The following is a 17,293-nucleotide window of genomic DNA, read 5'->3' as shown; positions in this document are numbered from 1 at the left end:
TGACGTGATGCGGGCTCTCCTCAGCCCAGGACATCACCGAGCGCCGCGGCCTGATCCGCCCGGAGGCGATCCTGGCGGACGGCGCGCTGAAGAGTGGCACGGGCCATGGAGAGATAGGACTCCAGGATATCGTCGCCCGGAACCTCGGGCCGATCCCCGTCTGGCCTCGTGGAGTTCTGAAGGAGCCTGTCCCTCCCGGTCAGAGCCTCGCGGTGGGAGGCCACCGTGCCGGCGTCGCCGCGGGAGACGGGGCCGGTGAGCGCCGACTCCCCGGAGGCGAGCGCGTTGTCCAGGGACGCCCGGAGCAGCGGGCCCAGCAGGCGTTCCGGCTCCGCCACACCGATCTCCCGGAGCACCTGAGCGGCCTGCGCGGCCAGCGTCACCAGATGGTTGGAGCCGTGCGCGAGAGCCGCGTGATACAGCACGCGCTGCTCCTCCGGGATCACCACGGGCTCGCCGCCCATCTCGATGACCAGGGCCTGCGCGATGGGCAGCATGGCCGGGTCGGCGCTCACCCCGAACACGCAGTCCTGCAGGCGGCCCAGATCGAGGCTGAGCCCCGTGAACGCCATCGCCGGGTGGATGGCAAGCGGAATCGCCCCGGCGGCGCGGACCGGAGCCAGCACCCCGACGCCGAAGCGGCCCGAGGTGTGCGCCACCAGCTGCCCCGGGCGCCAGGCCCCCAGGGCCGCCAGCCCGGAGACCAGCTCCCCGAGCACGTCATCCGGGACGGCCAGCAGCACCAGGTCGCTCCCGGCCACGATCTCCCCGGGCTCCAGCACCGGAACACCCGGAAGCAGGTTCTCGGCCCGTTCCAGGCTCGCCTCGGACACGGCCGCCACGCCGGACACCAGGTGCTCCGCGGAGCGCAGGGCCGCACCAAGCACGGCTCCGACCTTGCCGGCGCCGATCACACCGACGCGCAGGCGTCCTGCGCGCGAGCTTCCGCCTCCGGCGCCGGACAACGCCGGACCGCTCACCGGCTCAGGCATACTCACCCTCGGTCCCTTTGTCCTTCCCGCCGTCCGCTCCGCCGTCGTCCTCCGGGGGGATCCGGCAGAAGCGCTCCACGATCAGTCCCACCACCAGCATGACCACGCCGCCGCCGGCCATCACGGCCGCGGTGACCACGTGGTCCACGGCGCTGGAGTACTGGAGGAACTGCAGCTGCTCCAGCAGGATGCCCAGGTGCCAGCCGAACAGGACCGTCCCCGCGTACGCCCCAGCCTGCGCCAGGATCAGGGTCCGGGCGGCCAGAAGCGGATCCAGGTGCTTCTTGACCTTGGCGGTCTTCCAGCGGTGCACACGCCAGCCCAGCAGGAACGTCAGCAGGGCGATCGCGAGCATGCTGAACACCGCGGCCAGGGGCAGCAGCGGCACCGGCAGGCCGTAGCGCTGCACGATCATCGAGACCAGGAGCCCCACCACCAGGAAGGCGAGTGCCAGCCCGGCGAGCTGAGCGGGTCGCATCAAGCGCATGATCAGTACTCGTCGTACTCGTCGACGTCGGGATAGTCGGCAGCGGCCACCGCCAGTTCGCGGACGAGGGCGCCGTTCAGGGTGGCCTCGGGATCCATCGCGGCCCAGGGGACCAGGACGAAAGCGCGCTCGGCGGCACGCGGGTGCGGCAGCGTCAGCACGGGATCGTCACTCTGCACCTCGCCGAAGACGATCACGTCGACGTCCAGGGTGCGCGGGCCCCAGTGGACCTCGCGGACCCGGTGGTGCATCTGCTCCACGGCCTGGCAGTGTGCCAGGAGGTCCAGCGGCTCCAGCTCGGTGTCGACGGCCAGGACCATGTTCAGGTAATCGGGCTGGTCCTCGGGCCCTCCCACGGCCTTGGTCTGGATGACCGGGGAAATGTCCACCAGGTGGACCGCCGGGTGGTTCACCAGATCGGCGACGGCGGCGGACAGGGTGCCCTGACGCTCGCCGAGATTGCTTCCGAGGGCCAGGATGGCGCGGGTGCGGCTCATGCGGAACCTCCTTCGAGTCCGGGGAAATCGGCACGGGAACGGGACACCACGACGGCGACGTCCCCGAACGGCACCTCGATGGGCGCCTTGGGCTTGTGCACGGTGACCTCGACGGACTCCACGTCGAAGCCCGCCAGCACGGCACGGGCGATCAGGACCGCCAGCTTCTCGATGAGGTTCACCGGGGGTCCTTCGATGACGGCCGTCACGGCTTCCGCCACGAGTCCGTAGTGGGCGGTGTCGGCCACGTCATCGGTCTCGGCCGCGCGGCGGAAGTCCCGGTGCATCACGAGGTCCACCACGAAGGGCTGGCCCTCGCGGCGCTCGAAATCGAAGACCCCGTGGTAACCGGTGGCGGTGACGCCGCGGAGTTCGATCCGGTCCAGCGGACGCACGTGCCCGTGCACCTCCCCCACGCTCACGAGGCTCACGCCGCCCAGCGCGCGGCGACCTTCACCGCGTCCAGGTTCGGGCCGACGTCGTGCACGCGGACGGCCCAGGCGCCCTGCCCGGCGGAGAGGGCGGTCACGGCGAGCGTCGCGGCGTCACGCTCCACGGGAGCGGCGGCCTTGCCCGCCGAGGTGAGCAGCTCACCCAGGAAGCGCTTGCGGGACGCGCCCACCAGGACGCGGTGGCCGAGCTCCCGCAGACGGGCCAGGCCGCGGAGGAGTTCCCAGTTCTGCTCGCCCTGCTTGGCGAAACCGAGGCCGGGGTCCAGGATCAGGCGCTCGTCCGCGTGGCCGGCGCTCCGGAAACGGGCGCGCAGCTCCTCCAGCTCGGCGACCACTTCGGCCACGACGTCCGTGTAGTCGGCCAGGGAGTCCATGGTCTGGGAGTCGCCCCGGGAGTGGGTCAGGATGTACGGCACGCGGCGCGAGGCCACGAGCTGGATCATCTCGTCACTGACCCGCTGACCGGAGACGTCGTTGACGATCGCGGCGCCCACGTCCAGCGCGGCCGCGGCCGTGGAGGCGTTGACGGTGTCGATGCTGACCAGGGCGCCCGCCTTCACGAGCGTCGCGACCACGGGGAGCACGCGGCGCTGCTCCTCCTCGGGGGTCACGGGTTCGGCTCCCGGACGGGTCGACTCGCCGCCCACGTCCAGGATGTCGGCTCCACCGTAGAACATGCGCAGGCCGTGGGCGATCGCGGAGTCCGCGGTGCTGTGCTCTCCCCCGTCGCTGAAGGAATCCGGCGTCACATTCAGCACACCCATGACCAGCGTGCGGTCCTGGGGGAGGTCTTCGAATCGGGCTGCTGCTTTGGCTTTCCGGATCACGGGCAAAGGATTGGTGGCCGGGCCGGTTCCCGGTGCTGCGGCAAGCGAGTCCATAGGGTATTACCTTCCGAGTATGAGGCTCATGGCTTCCGCTCGTGTGGCGGGATCGTGCAGCTGCCCGCGGACCGCGCTGGTGACGGTCTTGGCGCCGGGCTTGCGGATTCCCCGCATCGACATGCACATGTGTTCGCATTCCACGACGGCGATGGCGCCGCGCGGCTTGAGGTGGGTCACGAGCGCTTCCACGATCTGCGTGGTGAGCCGCTCCTGCACCTGCGGCCTCCGGGCGATGATGTCCACGAGGCGCGCCAGCTTGCTCAGCCCCGTCACCATGCCGTCATGCGAGGGGATGTACCCCACGTGCGCGACGCCGTGGAACGGGACCAGGTGGTGCTCACAGGTCGAGTAGAACGGGATGTCCTTGACCAGCACCAGCTCTTCGTGGTCCAGGTCGAACATGGTCTGGAGGACCGTGCCCGGGTCCTGGTGGATGCCGGAGAACATCTCGGCGTAGGCGCGCGCCACCCGGGCCGGGGTGTCGGCCAGGCCGGAGCGGTCGGGGTCCTCCCCCACGGCGATCAGGATCTCCCGGACCGCCGCCTCGATGCGCGGCAGGTCCATGGGGCCGTCCGCGGAGGCGGCGTCCGGAGCAGTGCTGGGGACGTCGTCGTCGAAGTGAGTCACCTAAGCATCCTAGCCGTCCGGCTCAGAGACCCTGCGGGCCTTCGGGCTGTCCGTCATCTTCGACCACGTGCGGGGCGGATCCGGACTCGGCCGGGGCCTCGACGTGCTGGGCCGCCAGCTGGGCCTTCTCGCGGCTCGACTGCACCGGGGCGATGTGCTGGACCGGACGGGACTCCTTGGAGAGCCAGATCGGGCGCTGGACCGGCTTGCGGACACCGGCCGTGAGGCGCTCGACGTCGGCCTGGTTGATGGTCTCCTTCTCGAGGAGTTCCAGGGCCATGGCGTCCAGGATGTCGCGGTTCTCGGTCAGGACCGAGTACGCCTCGTCGTGGGCGTCGTCCAGGAGCCTGCGCACCTCTTCGTCCACCAGTGCGGCGAGTTCGTTGGAGATCGTGACTCCGCCGTCGTCACCGCCACGTCCGGCGCCCATGACGTTGGAGACGCCACCGGCCACCTTGATGGCGCCGACCTTCTCGCTCATGCCGAGCTCGGTGACCATGCGGCGGGCCGTGGTGGTGGCCTGCTCGATGTCGTTGGAAGCGCCCGTGGTCGGGTCGTGGAACACGATCTCCTCGGCCACGCGGCCGCCCATGGCCCAGGCCATGCGGTCCAGGAGCTCGTTGCGGGTGTAGCCCTGCGGATCGTCGTCCGGGACCACCAGGGTGTAACCGCCGGCGCGGCCGCGCGGCAGGATGGTCACCTTGGTGACGGGCGGGGCGTTGTGCAGGGCCGCGGCCACCAGGGCGTGACCACCCTCGTGGTACGCGGTGATCTTGCGGTCGTGTTCCTTCTGCGTGCGGCTGCGGCGCTGCGGGCCGCCCATCACGCGGTCCACACCCTCGTCCAGGGCGCGGTCGTCGATCAGGTCCGCGTTGGAGCGGGCCGTCAGCAGCGCGGCCTCGTTGAGCACGTTGGCCAGGTCGGCGCCGGTGTAGCCCGGGGTCTTCTTGGCGACGGCGTTCAGGTCGACGCCGGGCGCCAACGGCTTGCCCTTGGCGTGCACCTTGAGGATGTCCTCACGGCCCTTGCGGTCCGGGGCGTCCACGGGGATCTGGCGGTCGAAGCGGCCGGGACGCAGCAGGGCCGGGTCCAGGATGTCGGGACGGTTGGTGGCCGCGATCATGATGACGTTGGTCTTGGCGTCGAAGCCGTCCATCTCCACCAGCATCTGGTTGAGGGTCTGTTCGCGCTCGTCATTGCCGCCGCCGATGCCGACGCCGCGGTGACGGCCGACGGCGTCGATCTCGTCCACGAAGATGATGGCCGGGCTGTTGGCCTTGGCCTGTTCGAAGAGGTCGCGGACACGGGACGCGCCCACACCGACGAACATCTCGACGAAGTCCGAACCGGAGATCGAGAAGAAGGGCACCCCGGCCTCGCCGGCGACGGCGCGGGCCAGCAGGGTCTTACCGGTGCCGGGAGGGCCGTACAGCAGCACGCCCTTGGGGATCTTGGCGCCCAGAGCCTGGAACTTGCCGGGTTCGCGCAGGAACTCCTTGATCTCGTGGAGCTCCTCCACCGCCTCATCGGCGCCCGCGACGTCCGCGAAGGTCACCTGCGGCATGTCCTTGCTGAGCATCTTGGCCCGGGACTTGCCGAACTGCATGACCTTGGAGCCGCCGCCCTGCATGCGGGACATCAGGAACCAGAACAGGAGGACCAGCAGCAGCACGGGCAGCAGCAGGGAGAGCAGGCCGGAGAACCAGTTGCTCTCCACCGGCTGATCCTGGAAGCCCTTGGACGGCTTGGCGTCGTTCACCGCGGTGACGACGTCCTTGGCCCGGGCGTCGACGTACTTGAAGTAGACGTCCTTGCCCTTGTCCTGGCCGTCGACGCTGAGGGAGTCCTTGAGGGTGAGGTTCACCCGGTTCTCGCCGTCGATGATCTTGGCCTGGTCCACCTTGCCCGACTGGGACAGCAGCTCCAGACCCTTGTTGGTGTCGATCTGCGCGGGTCCACCCGGCGCGAACGTGGCGAAGGCGAGGAGCATGATGGCCACCGCGACGGCGATCCAGATCCAGGGACCCTTGGCGATATTTTTGAGTTTCATCTACCGGGGCGTGTGCCCCATCCCTCCTGCGAATGCTTGGCCCGAGCACGGCGCTGGACCCAGTTCTCTGGAATCTAGCTTTACACCGTCTCCACCATCAGACGCACATCGGAAGCGAAAAGTTCCCTCAGGGCGAAAGTCCGGCCCGGAATGAGCCGTTCCGAGGCGCTTTCCGGGGACTTCCCAGTCCTCTGCTCAGCTCAGCCGGTCCACCTCCAGCGACTCCAGCACAGCACCCGCGCCGCCCTCCAGCGACGCCTCCACCTGGCCGGCCCCGCGGAACACCAGATCCGTCAGAACCACCAGGCCGTCCCGGCTGAAGATCTCCACCGAGCCGCGGTCCAGGACGATGTCGAGCCGGAGGACGCCGTCGGGCAGCGTGAGCCGGGCGTGCTCCACCGAGGCGAACTTCTCGTGGAAGGCGACGTCGCCGCTCCGCCGGCGGTCCAGGCTCAGCACCCCCTCCTCCGGCGAGTAGCGGACGACGGCCGCCCGCTCGCCGTCGTCGAACAGGCGCAGGGTGAGCGTCTCGGCACCCGGCCGGACCGCCAGGCGGATGCGCTGCGCAGCGTCCTCGGGGAAGGGCGCCAACGCGAACGGCGCCCCGGGCTCGAGCGGGATCCCGGCGGCTTCCTGAAGACGCCGTCCGTCCCTCGGCTCGGGAAGGACGGGGTGCTGGGCGAGGCGCAGTCCGTGCGGTGTGGCGACCAGGGTGGCCCGCCGGGCGAGCGTCATGCCGGAACGCCAGGGGTCCGTGGGGGTCTGGCCGGCGTAGTCCCAATTGCTCATCCAGCCCAGCAGGACGCGGCCTTCACCGGGAGCGCTGTCGAAGGAGACGGTGGCGTAGCAGTCCCGGCCGTGGTCCAGCCAGAGGCAGTTCGCGAGACCGCGGTCCTCAGCTCCCGGCGGAACAGGCCCGTCCGCGTCCACGGGCCCGTCGCTCAGCAGCGAGCCCGCGTCCGGGGTGAAGCGCGTGCCGTCGAAGTCGCCCACGAAGTACTGGCCGCCGGAGCCTCCGGCCACCCCGCCGGGATTGAGGTTCACGATGAGGACCCACTTCTCCCGGCCCGGCCGCTCCGGATCGGGAAGGGGGAACAGGTCCGGGCACTCCCAGACGCCGCCGATGGCGTTGGCGGGGCCGAAGTCGCTCAGGAACCCCCAGTCCCGGAGGTTCTCGGAGCGGTAGAGGACCACCTTCTTCTCCTGCGCTTCCACGGCTACGAGGAGCCAGAAGTCGCCGGCCGGGTCCTGGCAGCGGATCACCTTGGGGTCCCGGAAGTCGCTGGAGGCGCGGTCCAGCACGGGATTGCCGGCGAACTTGGTCCAGGTGAAACCACCGTCCAGGCTGTACGCGAGGGACTGCGCCTGCCGTCCCGCAAGGGGGTGCGGCGCGGCGTACGCGCTCGTGTAGACCGCCACGAGAGGCGGCTGTTCCTCGGTTCCGAGACCGCTGGTGTTCCGGGCGTCGAACACGGCGCTGCCGGAGAAGATCGCCTCACCCTCCTCGCACGGGATGGCCACGGGGTGCTCCTCCCAGTGCACCAGGTCAACCGACGTCGCATGACCCCAGGACATGTTGCCCCACACGTTCCCGAACGGGTTGTTCTGGTAGTACAGGTGATAGAGCCCATGGTGGAAGATCAGGCCGTTGGGGTCGTTGAGCCAGCTCTTCTCCGCCGTGTAGTGCAGGACCGGACGACGCTCGGGAGCGGCCGCCCTAACACGTGTTAGGTCCAGGGTGTCGAGATCAGCGCAAGGATTGTGGGGCATGGAGCCATTAAACGGCATCCGCCCCCGGAACGGTAGCCGGGTCACACTTCCGGGCCTTCTTCCTCCCCGGCATTCCGGCGCCCTTATCGACTTCCGGCGCCGCAATGGGGGCGCCCGAAGTCAGCAAGGGCGCCCGAACCGCGAAGCGACGCCCACGGAACCTCACCCACCTGAACCGTCACGCCCCGCCCGGCCTGGCCCGGCCACCGCCCCGGACAGCACGAAACCCCGCCCGGAACGCCTCCCTGCCGATTTAGCGCGGGCGGTGTCCGGACGGGGTTCCGGAAAGGGTGTGGTTACTCGTAGACGTGCGGGGCCAGGCTGCCCACGAAGTCCAGGTTGCGGTACTTCTCGGCGTAGTCCAGGCCGTAGCCGACCACGAATTCGTTGGGGATGTCCTTGCCGACGTACTTGACGTCGATCTCGACCTTGGCGGCGTCCGGCTTGCGGAGCATGGTGCAGATCTCCACGCTCGCGGGGCCGCGGGACTCCAGGTTGGCCTTGAGCCAGGAGAGGGTCAGGCCGGAGTCGATGATGTCCTCGACGATCAGGACGTGCTTGCCCAGCAGATCCGTCTCGAGGTCCTTGATGATGCGGACCACGCCGGAGGACTGCGTCCCGGAACCGTACGAGGACACCGCCATCCAGTCCATGGTCACGTGGCTGTGCAGCGCCCTGGCCAGGTCGGCCATCACCATGACCGCGCCCTTCAGCACGCCCACGATCAGCAGATCGCGGCCTTCGTAATCCTTGTCGATCTGTGCGGCGAGTTCCGTGATGCGCTGCTGGATCTCCTCCTTGGTCAGAAGAATTTCCTTGAGATCTGCCTGGACGTCCTGCGAATCCACCCTGACTCCTGTTGTTTCTAGCCTTGGCCTGTCAGTCCCGCGTCTGGCGCGCGACCCCCGGTACTCCTGAGCACCAGTTTCCCATACTCCCCGCTGCCTCTGCGCGCCCCCTTGGGCCGCGGCAGACGGTGGACACCGACCTTGCCCGGCAACTGCACGGGACCCGCGCTTCCCTGCCGTTTCAGGAGCGCGACGGCGGCCTGGAGCCTCTCGTAACTGGGCGAACCTCCCAGCGCGGTCACCGCGAGTGCGACCACTCTCACACGCAGGGCCTCCGGAAGGTTGCGGAGACCCTGTTCGGGAAGTTCGATGGCGCCATCCTCCGAGGTCGTGGCCAGCGCGGAGAAGTGCCGTTCGGCCTCCGCATCCAGGAAGGCGGCGTCGGCGGCCAGGATGTGGGCCGAGCGGTGCAGCGAGTCCGCGACGCCGGGGCCGAGCTGCTCCTCCAGGAACGGCATCACCACGGTCCGCACCCGGGACCGGGCGAAGGCGGGGTCCGCGTTGCTCGGGTCCTGCCACGGTTCCAGCTCTTCCGCACGGCAGACCTCCTCCGTGTCCTCCCGGCGCAGGTCCAGGAACGGCCTCAGGTAGCTGCCGCCGCGGAAGTCCCTGCGGCGCGGAATGCCCGCCAGCGCGCGGGTGCCGGAACCGCGGGCGAGAGCGAGGAGGACCTGTTCGGCCTGATCGTCCAGGGTGTGGCCGAGGAGGACCACGTGCGATCCGGTGTCCCGGGCGACCTCCTCGAGGGCGGCATGCCGCGCGGTGCGGGCGGACGCCTCCGGACCGTCCCCGGTGACGGGAACGGTCACCGGCACCACGGACACCGGGTCCAGGCCGAGCCCCCGGGCCTGCGCCGCGGCGCGTTCGGCCACCTCGGCGGAGCCTTCCTGCAGTCGATGGTCCACCACCACAGCCCCGGCCTGGAACATGCCACCCCGGGCATAGAAGGCGGCCGCTGCGGCCAGGGCCAGCGAATCGGGCCCACCGCTGAGCGCGACCAGCACTTTCACCGGCCCGGCTCCGGAGGGATCGAGGGCTCGCTGACCGCGCGCGATATTCCTCGGGAGGAATCCTTCGTCCTCGAGAGTCTGGCGCAGGTGCAGGCGCGCGGTGCCCAGCACCGGGGCAAGCCGCCCTTTGCTGCGCCGGCCGCGGAGCCGTGCGACGTCGCCCGGTCCCGCGTCCCCGGTATGTGGGCCGGCTTCGGCGCGCGGGCCGTGCGGGCCGGAGGCCGGGTCCGCGGCCACGTCCAGATCAGATCCGGAACCAGGGCCGCGCGGCGTCACAGCGTCTGCTGCCAGGTCCAGATCAGTGCAGATGCCGACGTCGTGCGCCACGTCCGCGGAGGTGTGCAGGTCCGCAGCAGTGCCGGATCCGCGCCCCGCCGCGCCGGCGGTGAAGTCCGGCGCCGGAGTGGGTTCCCGCTCAGACACCGCCCGCGAGCCCCATACGCACCAGCCAGGTGTCGGCGTCGTGGATCTCGGCCTCGGTGGGCAGGTTCTCGGGCCGCTCCCATACCTTGTTGAAGCCTTCCATCCCCACGCGGTCCACCACGGCGCGGACGAAGCGCGCGCCGTCCGTGTACTGCCGCATCTTGGCGTCCAGGCCCAGCAGGCGGCGGAAGAACTTCTCCACCACGCCGCGGTCCTTGCCGCGCGCGCTGAAGCGCTGACGGATGGTGCGGACGCTGGGCACCACATCGGCGTCGACGGCGTCCATGACCACGTTCGCGTGGCCCTCCAGCAGGCTCATGATCCCGGTGAGCCGCGACATGATCGCCTTCTCCTCCGGGCCCTGCAGCAGATCGGTGATCGATCCCTTGGGGGCGTCCGGGTCCTGGCGCTCCTCCTTCAGGGACACCACGGCACGCGAGGCCCGCTCCAGGAACGACCCCGCGTTGTCCACCAGGGACCCGCTCAGCCGGCCGATCTGTTCCATCATGAAGCCGGCGAGCCACGGGGCGGCCGCGAACTGCACCCGGTGCGTCTGTTCGTGCAGGCAGACCCAGAGGCGGAAGTCGTCGGGGTCCACACCCAGCTGACGCTCGATCTCCACGATGTTCGGGGCCACCAGCAGGAGACGTCCCGCCTGACCCTCCCCCTGGTTGAGGTGCGCGGAGAAAGGCTCGTACTGTCCCAGGACCTTGCTGGAGAGGAAGGCCAGGACCGAGCCCATCTGCGCGCCGGTGATGGCGCCGCCCACCTTGGCCCCTCCGGGGGTCATGTCCTTGGCCAGCCGTTCACGGAAGGCGTGCAGGGCGGGGGTCATCATGGCCGCGAAGCCCTGGGTGTTGGCCTTCGACCAGCCGGCCCGGTCCACCACCAGGACCTGGGAGTCCCGCAGGTCCCGGGCGGCTTCCAGGCCGGTGATGCGGTGCACGTGCTCCACCGAGGCGTCGGCCTTGGCGCGGATGTCCTGCACCGCGGCCGCGATCTCGGCCGGGCGCAATCGGGGACCTGCCGGGGCAAGCCGTGCCGCGGTGGCCGCGGCCAGATTCCAGTCGATGAGTGCGGGAGTGGGCTGAGAGCTCATGGCACCATCCTGCCCTACCGGACTGACAGTTCACCGGGCTTTCGGTCCGGATGCGGGCGGATCGCCTCAGCGGCAGCCGCAGCCGGCGAGCACCGTCGCCGAATCGTCGAGGGCGGCCTTGTTGCCCGCCGCGCCCGGCGTGAGGCCGTTCCCGATGAAGGAGAAGACGAGGAGCCGGCCGTCGGCGTCCACCACATAGCCCGACAGGCTGAGCACGGTGTTGAGCGTCCCGGTCTTGGCGCGGACCAGGCCCGCGCCGCCCTTGCTGGAGGCGTCCCCGTACCGGGCGTTGAGCGTTCCGCTGAGCCCCGCCACCGGGAAGCCGTCCAGAGCGGCCCGCAGCGCGGCGTTGGACCCGGTGGTCATGAGCCGGATCAGCGCGGTGAACTGAGCCGGGCTGACCCGGTTGGCCGCCGAGAGACCGCTCAGATCCGCGATCACCATGCCGCGCGTGTCCAGTCCGAGCTGGTCGAGTTCGCTCCGGACCGCCGCGATCCCGCCCGTGTAACTGCCGGGGCGCCCCGACTTCACGGCGACCATCCGGCCGAGCACATCGGTCAGGAAATTGTCCGAATGCTGCAGCATCCAGGACACCTGTTCGGCGACGGTGGCCGACTCCACGCCCGCCAGGACGGTGCCCGTCCCCGCCGAACCGCCGGCGACGAACGTGAGGGCGCCACCGGAGGCTCCCGCCTTGCCGGAAGCCCCCTCCTTGTTGAGGGCCGCCACGAAGGCCTTGACCACCGTGGCGGTCTGGTCCTGCGGGCGGGGGCCGGTCAGCACGTCGGGGTCCAGGCGGGCCGAGTGGAGCGCCAGGGGCGCCACGGGGGCGGTCTCCCCGGCCTCGACGTCGCCGGGATCCACGGCGGGGTTCAGCGCCGGCCCGCTGAAGAGCCCGGCGTCCCCCGCGACGGTCACCTTCCCCTTGACCCCGGCGGCACGCAGCGCGTCGACCGTGCGGCCGGCCAGGGTCGCGAGTCCGGCATGGCCCATGACCTTGTCCGGCTGGGACTCCCCCGCGGTCAGCAGAACGTCTCCCCCACCCCGGATCGACACGGAGGCAGGTCCCGTGCGGAGCGTCTCCGTGGTGAAGCGGCTGTCCGGCCCCAGCGCCTGGAGTGCCGCGGCGGCGGTGAGCAGCTTCATGTTCGACGCCGGGGTCCGCGCCTCCTCCGCCTTGTTCGTGTAGAGCACGGTCCCCGTCTCCGCGTCCACCACGTGGGCGGCGAAGCTCCCCGCGCCGTCGGGCACCAGGGTCTTGCCCAGCAGAGAGGACAGCGCGGACGGCGAGGGCTGCGGCGCCCTGGAGCGCAGGCCACCGCTCTGCGCGGCGGGGGTGCTGGGCGGCAGCTGCCACGGCGGGGTGCTCACCGAGGGCTCCGGTGCGGCGAAAAGCGTGGCGCCGGACCAGTGGATGCCCAGGGGGACGATCAGCGCCAGCAGGGCCACCACCAGGAGGGCCGAACCCGCGGCGCGCACCAGCCTGCTCATGAGTGTGAATCCCCTGTCACCGTCCCGGCCCGGCGGCGTCATGGGCCTGCTGCGGGCTGCCCGGCCGGAGAAAATCCCGGGCCGTGGCTATATCCTCAATAGTAGTCGGCGGCAGGGTCAGAGCCTGTCGCTCAGTACCTCACGCCGCACGGCGGCACGACAAAGCTACGGAGTTCCCATGAAGCACGACGTCACGATCGAGATCCCGCGCGGCTCCCGCGTCAAGTACGAAGTGGACCACGAGACCGGCCGCGTCCGCCTGGACCGCGTCCTCTTCACCTCGATGCAGTACCCCACCCACTACGGTTTCTTCGACGACACCCTGGGTGAGGACGGCGATCCGCTGGACGCCCTCGTGTACTACCCGGATGTGGACCTCTTCCCCGGCATCGTGATGGAAGCCCGCCCCATCGCCATCTTCAACATGGAGGACGAGGCCGGCGGCGACGCCAAGGTGGTCTGCGTGCCCGCCGACAAGCGCTTCGACCACCTCCAGGAGATCGGCGATCTGGACGAGTTCCTGATCAAGGAGATCGAGCACTTCTTCACCCGCTACAAGGATCTCGAGCCGGGCAAGTGGGTCAAGGCCGCCGGCTGGTCCGACCGCGCCGCCGCCGAGGCCGAGCTCCAGGCCTCCATCGAGCGTTTCCAGGCCCAGGGCCACTGATCCCCGCCGGGGCACGCCCCGGACGCACGACGACGGCGACCCGCCGCGCGACTGTCACTGACGGTCTGCGGCGGGTCGCCGTCGTCGTGGCGGGGGAAGCGCGGGAGGCGCCGGGGTCCGCCCCACCCGGGCCAGGCCCAGCCATTACAGTTGCAGAGAGGCCGGGAACGCGGCCCGGACCCAGGGATCTTCGGAGGGACGACCGGATGAGTGAGAACACCGCGGAGCGCACCGGCTTCGTCGATGCCGTCACGGGCCGGCCCGTGCTCCGGCACCCCCGGACCGGGCAGCTCTACGTCACCAAGAAGGGGTGGCCCCACTTCTGGGGCAGGTCCCTGGACGCGGTGGTGGTGCTGGTGGTCGCCGGTTCGCTGATCGCGGTGTTCAACGCCCTGGTCCAGAGCTTCGCCCTGGGTTCCCTGTCCATCACCCTCCAGACCAGCTTCTGGGCCTACGCCGGGATCGCCGTGGGAATCTGGTTCGTGGTGGTCTTCCTCTACGGGATGATCTGCGGACGGACGGGCACGCTGGGAGATCTCGCCGCCGGCATGCGAGGCGTCCGGATCAGCGACGGCACCCCCGCAGGCGCCTGGCTGGGCGGCTGGCGGGCGCTGTGCTGGTCGTTCGCCCCGCTGTACATCGTGTTCTTGATCCTCTCGCTCACAGAGGGCAGCACCAGTGGCGGCGACGGCTACACGGAGAAGTTCACGGCCATCGACCTCCGCTCCGGGCTGGCGCTCGGAATGCCGCCGGTCCCCGACCCGGCAGCGGACGGCGCCCCCTCGGCCGGCGCCCCCGTCTCCGAAGGACGACACCCATGAACAGCTACGCCGTCTGCTTCCGCGTCTCCGGAACGGCACCGGACGCGTCCGTCGCACTGCAGGCCCTCGGGGCCCGGAAGGCTGAGGCCTCCGCGACCTGGTGGCTGACCACGCAGGACCCCGACGACGCCGCGCTGGCCGCCCTCCTGGCGCCCCGGCATCCGGGTCTGCTCGCCGCGGTCGGGGCCGCGCACGGTGTGGACGACACCTCGGCGCGCTTCGCCCGGGACCTGGCGACCGGAGCCCTGATCGCGCTCGAGAAGGGCCAGGTCCGCTATGCCGTGGCCGTCGGAGGGGAGTCGCCGGAGGCCGCCGCGGATGCGGAGAGCGCCCTGCGGCTCGTGGCACGGATCATCGGGGACCGGTCCGAGGCGGAATGGCGCGTGGTGGATCTCCTCACCCCGGGGGTGCGCGGCCAGTACAAGACCGTGGCCTCGGCGCTCGGCATCACGACCCAGGCCGTCAGCAAGGCCCTGAGCCGGACCGGCTGGCATGAGGAGCTGCTCGGGCGCACCCTGGCCGCCCGGCTCTTGCGGGAGGCCGCAGGCGGCGCGATCTGAGGCTGGGGATCTGAGGCTGAGCCGGGCGCTACGCCAGGAGGCTGCGCAGGACGTGCGCGGCGCCGTCGTCGTCCACCGAGGCGGTGACTTCATCCGCCACGGCCCGGACCTCTTCGGGCGCCTGACCCATGGCGACACCGCGGGACGCCCAGGCGAGCATCTCGACGTCGTTGCGGCCGTCGCCCATGGCGAGCGTGCGGGTTGCGTCCCAGCCCAGCGAGTCACGGAGGCGTTCGAGCGCGCTGGCCTTGGTGACGCCGGCCGCGGCGATGTCCAGCCAGGCCGTCCAGCCGACCGAGTACGTGACACCGCTCAGGCCGATGCCCGCGATCGCCTCGGTGAAGTCCTCGGACGTGTTCTCTGAGCTGAAGACCACCACGCGGACCGCCTCGGCCTGGAGCATGTCGTGGAAGTCGACGGCGGTGGCCTCGACGCCGAAGCTCGCGTCCTGGAAGCGCTCGGTGGAGAGGAAACGGCCCTCCGAATCCTCGAGGGCGTACTTGGCCACGGGCAGGCGCTTGCGCAGCGCGGTCAGGGCGGGGGCGGGGTCGAAGGTCTCGCGGTGGATGACTTCGTACCCGTCGGTCAGGGCAGGGTCCAGGCGCAGCGTGACGCCGCCGTTGCAGCACACCACGTAGCCTTCGGTGAGGCCGATGAGCTCCACGATCGGAAGGGTGGCGCCGAGCGAACGGCCGGTGGCGATGATCACCTGGTGACCTGCGGCGACGACGGCCTGGGCGGCCTCGCGGACGCCGGGCGACATGTGGCCGTCGTGGTCCACGAGGGTTCCGTCGACGTCCAGGGCGATGAGGTGGGCGGTGGGATTCTGCTGCTGATCTTCGATGTCAGCGACTGCATGTTCAGTCAAAATGGTCATGCTTCAGTGAAGCACTCCCCGGCGCGCCGGGCCAGGAGCCAGGTCACAGCAGGGCGTGAATTCGGTGTGAACAGCGGGGCCCGTAGGTTAATACTCACAGCGTTGCGCACAGTGTGGATGTTCGCCTGGCGGCACCGGTCCGGGCTGCACGCACAGCACAGGTCCGCAGGCACACGGCCCGCGGAGAGGCATGAGAGGGCACGATGCAGGAGAACCGACCGACTGCTGGAAAGGCGACGAGCCGGGCCGGAACCAGGGCCAAAGGGTGGCTGACCACGGTGGTGTTCTTCGCGGTTCTGCTGATCGGGCCGGCGTTCGCGGTGGCCGGCTTCGTGATGACGGCCCAGGACGACGACCTCCTCGCCCACGGGACCCGGACACCCGGCGTCGTGGTCACGGTCGAGGATGGGCAGAAGGCGAGCAATCGCCAGATCACCGCGGCCTACTACGATGACGCCGGCGAAACCCTGACGGTCCGGGCCCTGATCCCGGGCGAACTCCACCCGGCCCTGGGCGACCAGGTGACCGTGGTCCACGAACCCGGCAACGCGTCCCGCGCCGTCGTGGAGGGTTACGAGACCTGGGGCATCTACTTCCGGGGCGTCGGCATGTTCGTGACGTTCCTCCTGCTGATCCCGGTGGCGCTCGTGTTCCTGGGGAAGGGAATCCGGCGGCTGCGGGGGAAGGCGAAGTCCCCGGCTTTACGGACTTTCCCCGGCGCCGAAGCGCAAGGGAAGGACCGCAAGCACGGGGAATTGTAGTCACTGCCTCGGAACCCCGGCCCTCAGGAGCTTCCCCCGCAGCAGTTCGGGTCTCATGAGGTCGCCCCAGACCCAGCGCACCACCTGGTATCCCTCGGCCCGGATCCTGTCCTCGCGGAGCTTTTCTTCGACCACGACCTGCGCCGGATCCTTGCCACTGAAGTCCCGGGCACGGCTGTACTTCATGACCCCATCGAACTCACCCACGAGTTTCCGGCTGCGCCAGCAGAAGTCCGTCCGAGCGATCTCCCCGTACTGCCCCCTGACCCGGAACTGAGATTCGGGAACTTCGAAACCAAGCTGTTCGATCACGGCCCTGCTGAACGACTCCCCGACCGACTCCGCCGTCGGATCGGCGAATTCCAGCACTCTCCTGGTCCGTGCCCGCGCAGCGGCCGATCGCAGATCGGGAAGAACTGACGCCAGGCTCTCGAGACTGCACGGACGTTTGATCCTCGGGTCGCGGGACGCGATGGCATCCACCACCACAACAGCATCGGGGAACGGCATGCGGTGCAAGGTGTCCAGGAGGACAGCCTCCAGCCTCTGCAAGGGAAGCACGACGCCAAGATGGGCCACCCCAAGGTGAACAGGCCTGTGGTCGGCTCCTGGCCGACGCGCGTCGCGAAATCCTTCAGGCAGCGTCCTTCGGGTGTCCGGCTGTATCCGGCCCCAGGTCTCTGCCGCTTGGGGCACATTGCCATACAGCCTGGGCGATGGCTTCCGGCCCCAACTGGACGACGAGCCCGTCAGGTACTCCACCGTGAGCGGCACTCTGGCAAGGCTGAAGCCGTGCAGGGACAGCGCCGTCTCCCGGCAGAAGACCGGAGGGGAGCCGGGCACACAAAGGGACGCCGTCGTCGCGGCGTAACGCCCCCACGCGGTGGTTCCGAGCCACTCCTCCATAGGGATGTACACGCCACGCCGCAGCCGAACGAGCCGGCCTGCGGCGAAATTCCGGCTGAGACTCCGGGCGG

The 17,293-nt window shown here is 70.1% G+C and carries 18 protein-coding genes; 4 read left to right on the top strand and 14 right to left on the bottom strand.

Annotated features, from left to right (window positions below; genetic code table 11):
- Positions 1 to 20: 20 nt before the first annotated feature.
- The 12 genes from AB4Y75_RS13805 to dacB form a co-directional block, all read right to left on the bottom strand.
- A complete protein-coding gene (locus AB4Y75_RS13805) occupies positions 21 to 992 on the bottom strand; it encodes a Rossmann-like and DUF2520 domain-containing protein (RefSeq protein WP_441436511.1) in 972 nt (323 codons plus the stop codon).
- Entirely contained in the window at positions 985 to 1,470 is a 486-nt protein-coding gene (locus tag AB4Y75_RS13800; protein ID WP_441436443.1) for a DUF3180 domain-containing protein, read from the bottom strand. The genes AB4Y75_RS13805 and AB4Y75_RS13800 overlap by 8 nt, the downstream gene beginning before the upstream one ends.
- 11 nt (positions 1,471 to 1,481) lie before the next feature.
- Positions 1,482 to 1,976 carry a 2-amino-4-hydroxy-6-hydroxymethyldihydropteridine diphosphokinase gene (gene folK / locus AB4Y75_RS13795; protein WP_441436442.1) on the bottom strand — a complete coding sequence of 165 codons (495 nt, stop codon included), beginning with the start codon at positions 1,974 to 1,976 and terminating at the stop codon, positions 1,482 to 1,484.
- Positions 1,973 to 2,362 (bottom strand): dihydroneopterin aldolase, encoded by a 390-nt coding sequence (gene folB / locus AB4Y75_RS13790; protein ID WP_441436510.1) that lies wholly within the window; start codon positions 2,360 to 2,362, stop codon positions 1,973 to 1,975. The genes folK and folB overlap by 4 nt, the downstream gene beginning before the upstream one ends.
- Before the next feature lie 41 nt (positions 2,363 to 2,403).
- The gene (gene folP, locus AB4Y75_RS13785; RefSeq protein WP_441436441.1) at positions 2,404 to 3,309 is read right to left on the bottom strand and encodes a dihydropteroate synthase; all 906 of its coding nucleotides are present in this window, start codon (positions 3,307 to 3,309) and stop codon (positions 2,404 to 2,406) included.
- A gap of 6 nt (positions 3,310 to 3,315) precedes the next feature.
- Positions 3,316 to 3,939, bottom strand: a complete 624-nt coding sequence (gene folE, locus AB4Y75_RS13780) for a GTP cyclohydrolase I FolE (protein ID WP_441436440.1) — start codon at positions 3,937 to 3,939, stop codon at positions 3,316 to 3,318.
- 22 nt (positions 3,940 to 3,961) lie between these two features.
- Positions 3,962 to 5,989: an ATP-dependent zinc metalloprotease FtsH gene (gene ftsH, locus AB4Y75_RS13775; RefSeq protein WP_441436439.1), complete on the bottom strand. Its 2,028-nt coding sequence runs from the start codon at positions 5,987 to 5,989 to the stop codon at positions 3,962 to 3,964.
- 195 nt (positions 5,990 to 6,184) lie between these two features.
- Entirely contained in the window at positions 6,185 to 7,759 is a 1,575-nt protein-coding gene (locus AB4Y75_RS13770; RefSeq protein WP_441436438.1) for a glycoside hydrolase family 32 protein, read from the bottom strand.
- 296 nt (positions 7,760 to 8,055) lie between these two features.
- On the bottom strand, positions 8,056 to 8,607 hold the full coding sequence (hpt, locus tag AB4Y75_RS13765; protein WP_066213334.1) for a hypoxanthine phosphoribosyltransferase: 552 nt from the start codon (positions 8,605 to 8,607) through the stop codon (positions 8,056 to 8,058).
- Between the two features lie 17 nt (positions 8,608 to 8,624).
- On the bottom strand, positions 8,625 to 10,040 hold the full coding sequence (gene tilS, locus AB4Y75_RS13760) for a tRNA lysidine(34) synthetase TilS (RefSeq protein WP_441436437.1): 1,416 nt from the start codon (positions 10,038 to 10,040) through the stop codon (positions 8,625 to 8,627).
- The gene (locus AB4Y75_RS13755; RefSeq protein WP_441436436.1) at positions 10,033 to 11,139 is read right to left on the bottom strand and encodes a zinc-dependent metalloprotease; all 1,107 of its coding nucleotides are present in this window, start codon (positions 11,137 to 11,139) and stop codon (positions 10,033 to 10,035) included. The genes tilS and AB4Y75_RS13755 overlap by 8 nt, the downstream gene beginning before the upstream one ends.
- 66 nt (positions 11,140 to 11,205) lie before the next feature.
- Positions 11,206 to 12,630 (bottom strand): D-alanyl-D-alanine carboxypeptidase/D-alanyl-D-alanine endopeptidase, encoded by a 1,425-nt coding sequence (gene dacB, locus AB4Y75_RS13750; protein ID WP_441436435.1) that lies wholly within the window; start codon positions 12,628 to 12,630, stop codon positions 11,206 to 11,208.
- 178 nt (positions 12,631 to 12,808) lie between these two features.
- Between dacB and AB4Y75_RS13745 the strand changes: the two genes are divergently transcribed.
- The 3 genes from AB4Y75_RS13745 (at position 12,809) to AB4Y75_RS13735 (ending at position 14,678) form a co-directional block, all read left to right on the top strand.
- Positions 12,809 to 13,297, top strand: coding sequence for an inorganic diphosphatase (locus AB4Y75_RS13745; protein WP_066213343.1), 489 nt, complete (start codon positions 12,809 to 12,811; stop codon positions 13,295 to 13,297).
- A gap of 206 nt (positions 13,298 to 13,503) precedes the next feature.
- Positions 13,504 to 14,118, top strand: coding sequence for a hypothetical protein (locus tag AB4Y75_RS13740; protein ID WP_441436434.1), 615 nt, complete (start codon positions 13,504 to 13,506; stop codon positions 14,116 to 14,118).
- Positions 14,115 to 14,678: a hypothetical protein gene (locus AB4Y75_RS13735; protein WP_441436433.1), complete on the top strand. Its 564-nt coding sequence runs from the start codon at positions 14,115 to 14,117 to the stop codon at positions 14,676 to 14,678. The genes AB4Y75_RS13740 and AB4Y75_RS13735 overlap by 4 nt, the downstream gene beginning before the upstream one ends.
- Before the next feature lie 28 nt (positions 14,679 to 14,706).
- On the opposite strand, the gene AB4Y75_RS13730 is transcribed toward AB4Y75_RS13735, so the two are convergent.
- Entirely contained in the window at positions 14,707 to 15,555 is an 849-nt protein-coding gene (locus AB4Y75_RS13730; RefSeq protein ID WP_441436432.1) for an HAD family hydrolase, read from the bottom strand.
- 203 nt (positions 15,556 to 15,758) lie between these two features.
- Between AB4Y75_RS13730 and AB4Y75_RS13725 the strand changes: the two genes are divergently transcribed.
- Positions 15,759 to 16,316 carry a hypothetical protein gene (locus AB4Y75_RS13725; protein WP_441436431.1) on the top strand — a complete coding sequence of 186 codons (558 nt, stop codon included), beginning with the start codon at positions 15,759 to 15,761 and terminating at the stop codon, positions 16,314 to 16,316.
- On the opposite strand, the gene AB4Y75_RS13720 is transcribed toward AB4Y75_RS13725, so the two are convergent.
- The gene (locus tag AB4Y75_RS13720) at positions 16,317 to 16,877 is read right to left on the bottom strand and encodes a hypothetical protein (protein WP_441436430.1); all 561 of its coding nucleotides are present in this window, start codon (positions 16,875 to 16,877) and stop codon (positions 16,317 to 16,319) included.
- Positions 16,878 to 17,293 lie beyond the last annotated feature (416 nt).

Source organism: Arthrobacter sp. RAF14 (assembly GCF_052114185.1).
GTDB lineage: Bacteria > Actinomycetota > Actinomycetes > Actinomycetales > Micrococcaceae > Arthrobacter_E.
Note: the sequence above shows the minus strand (reverse complement) of the source record. Positions and strands in the feature narration are given on the sequence as shown.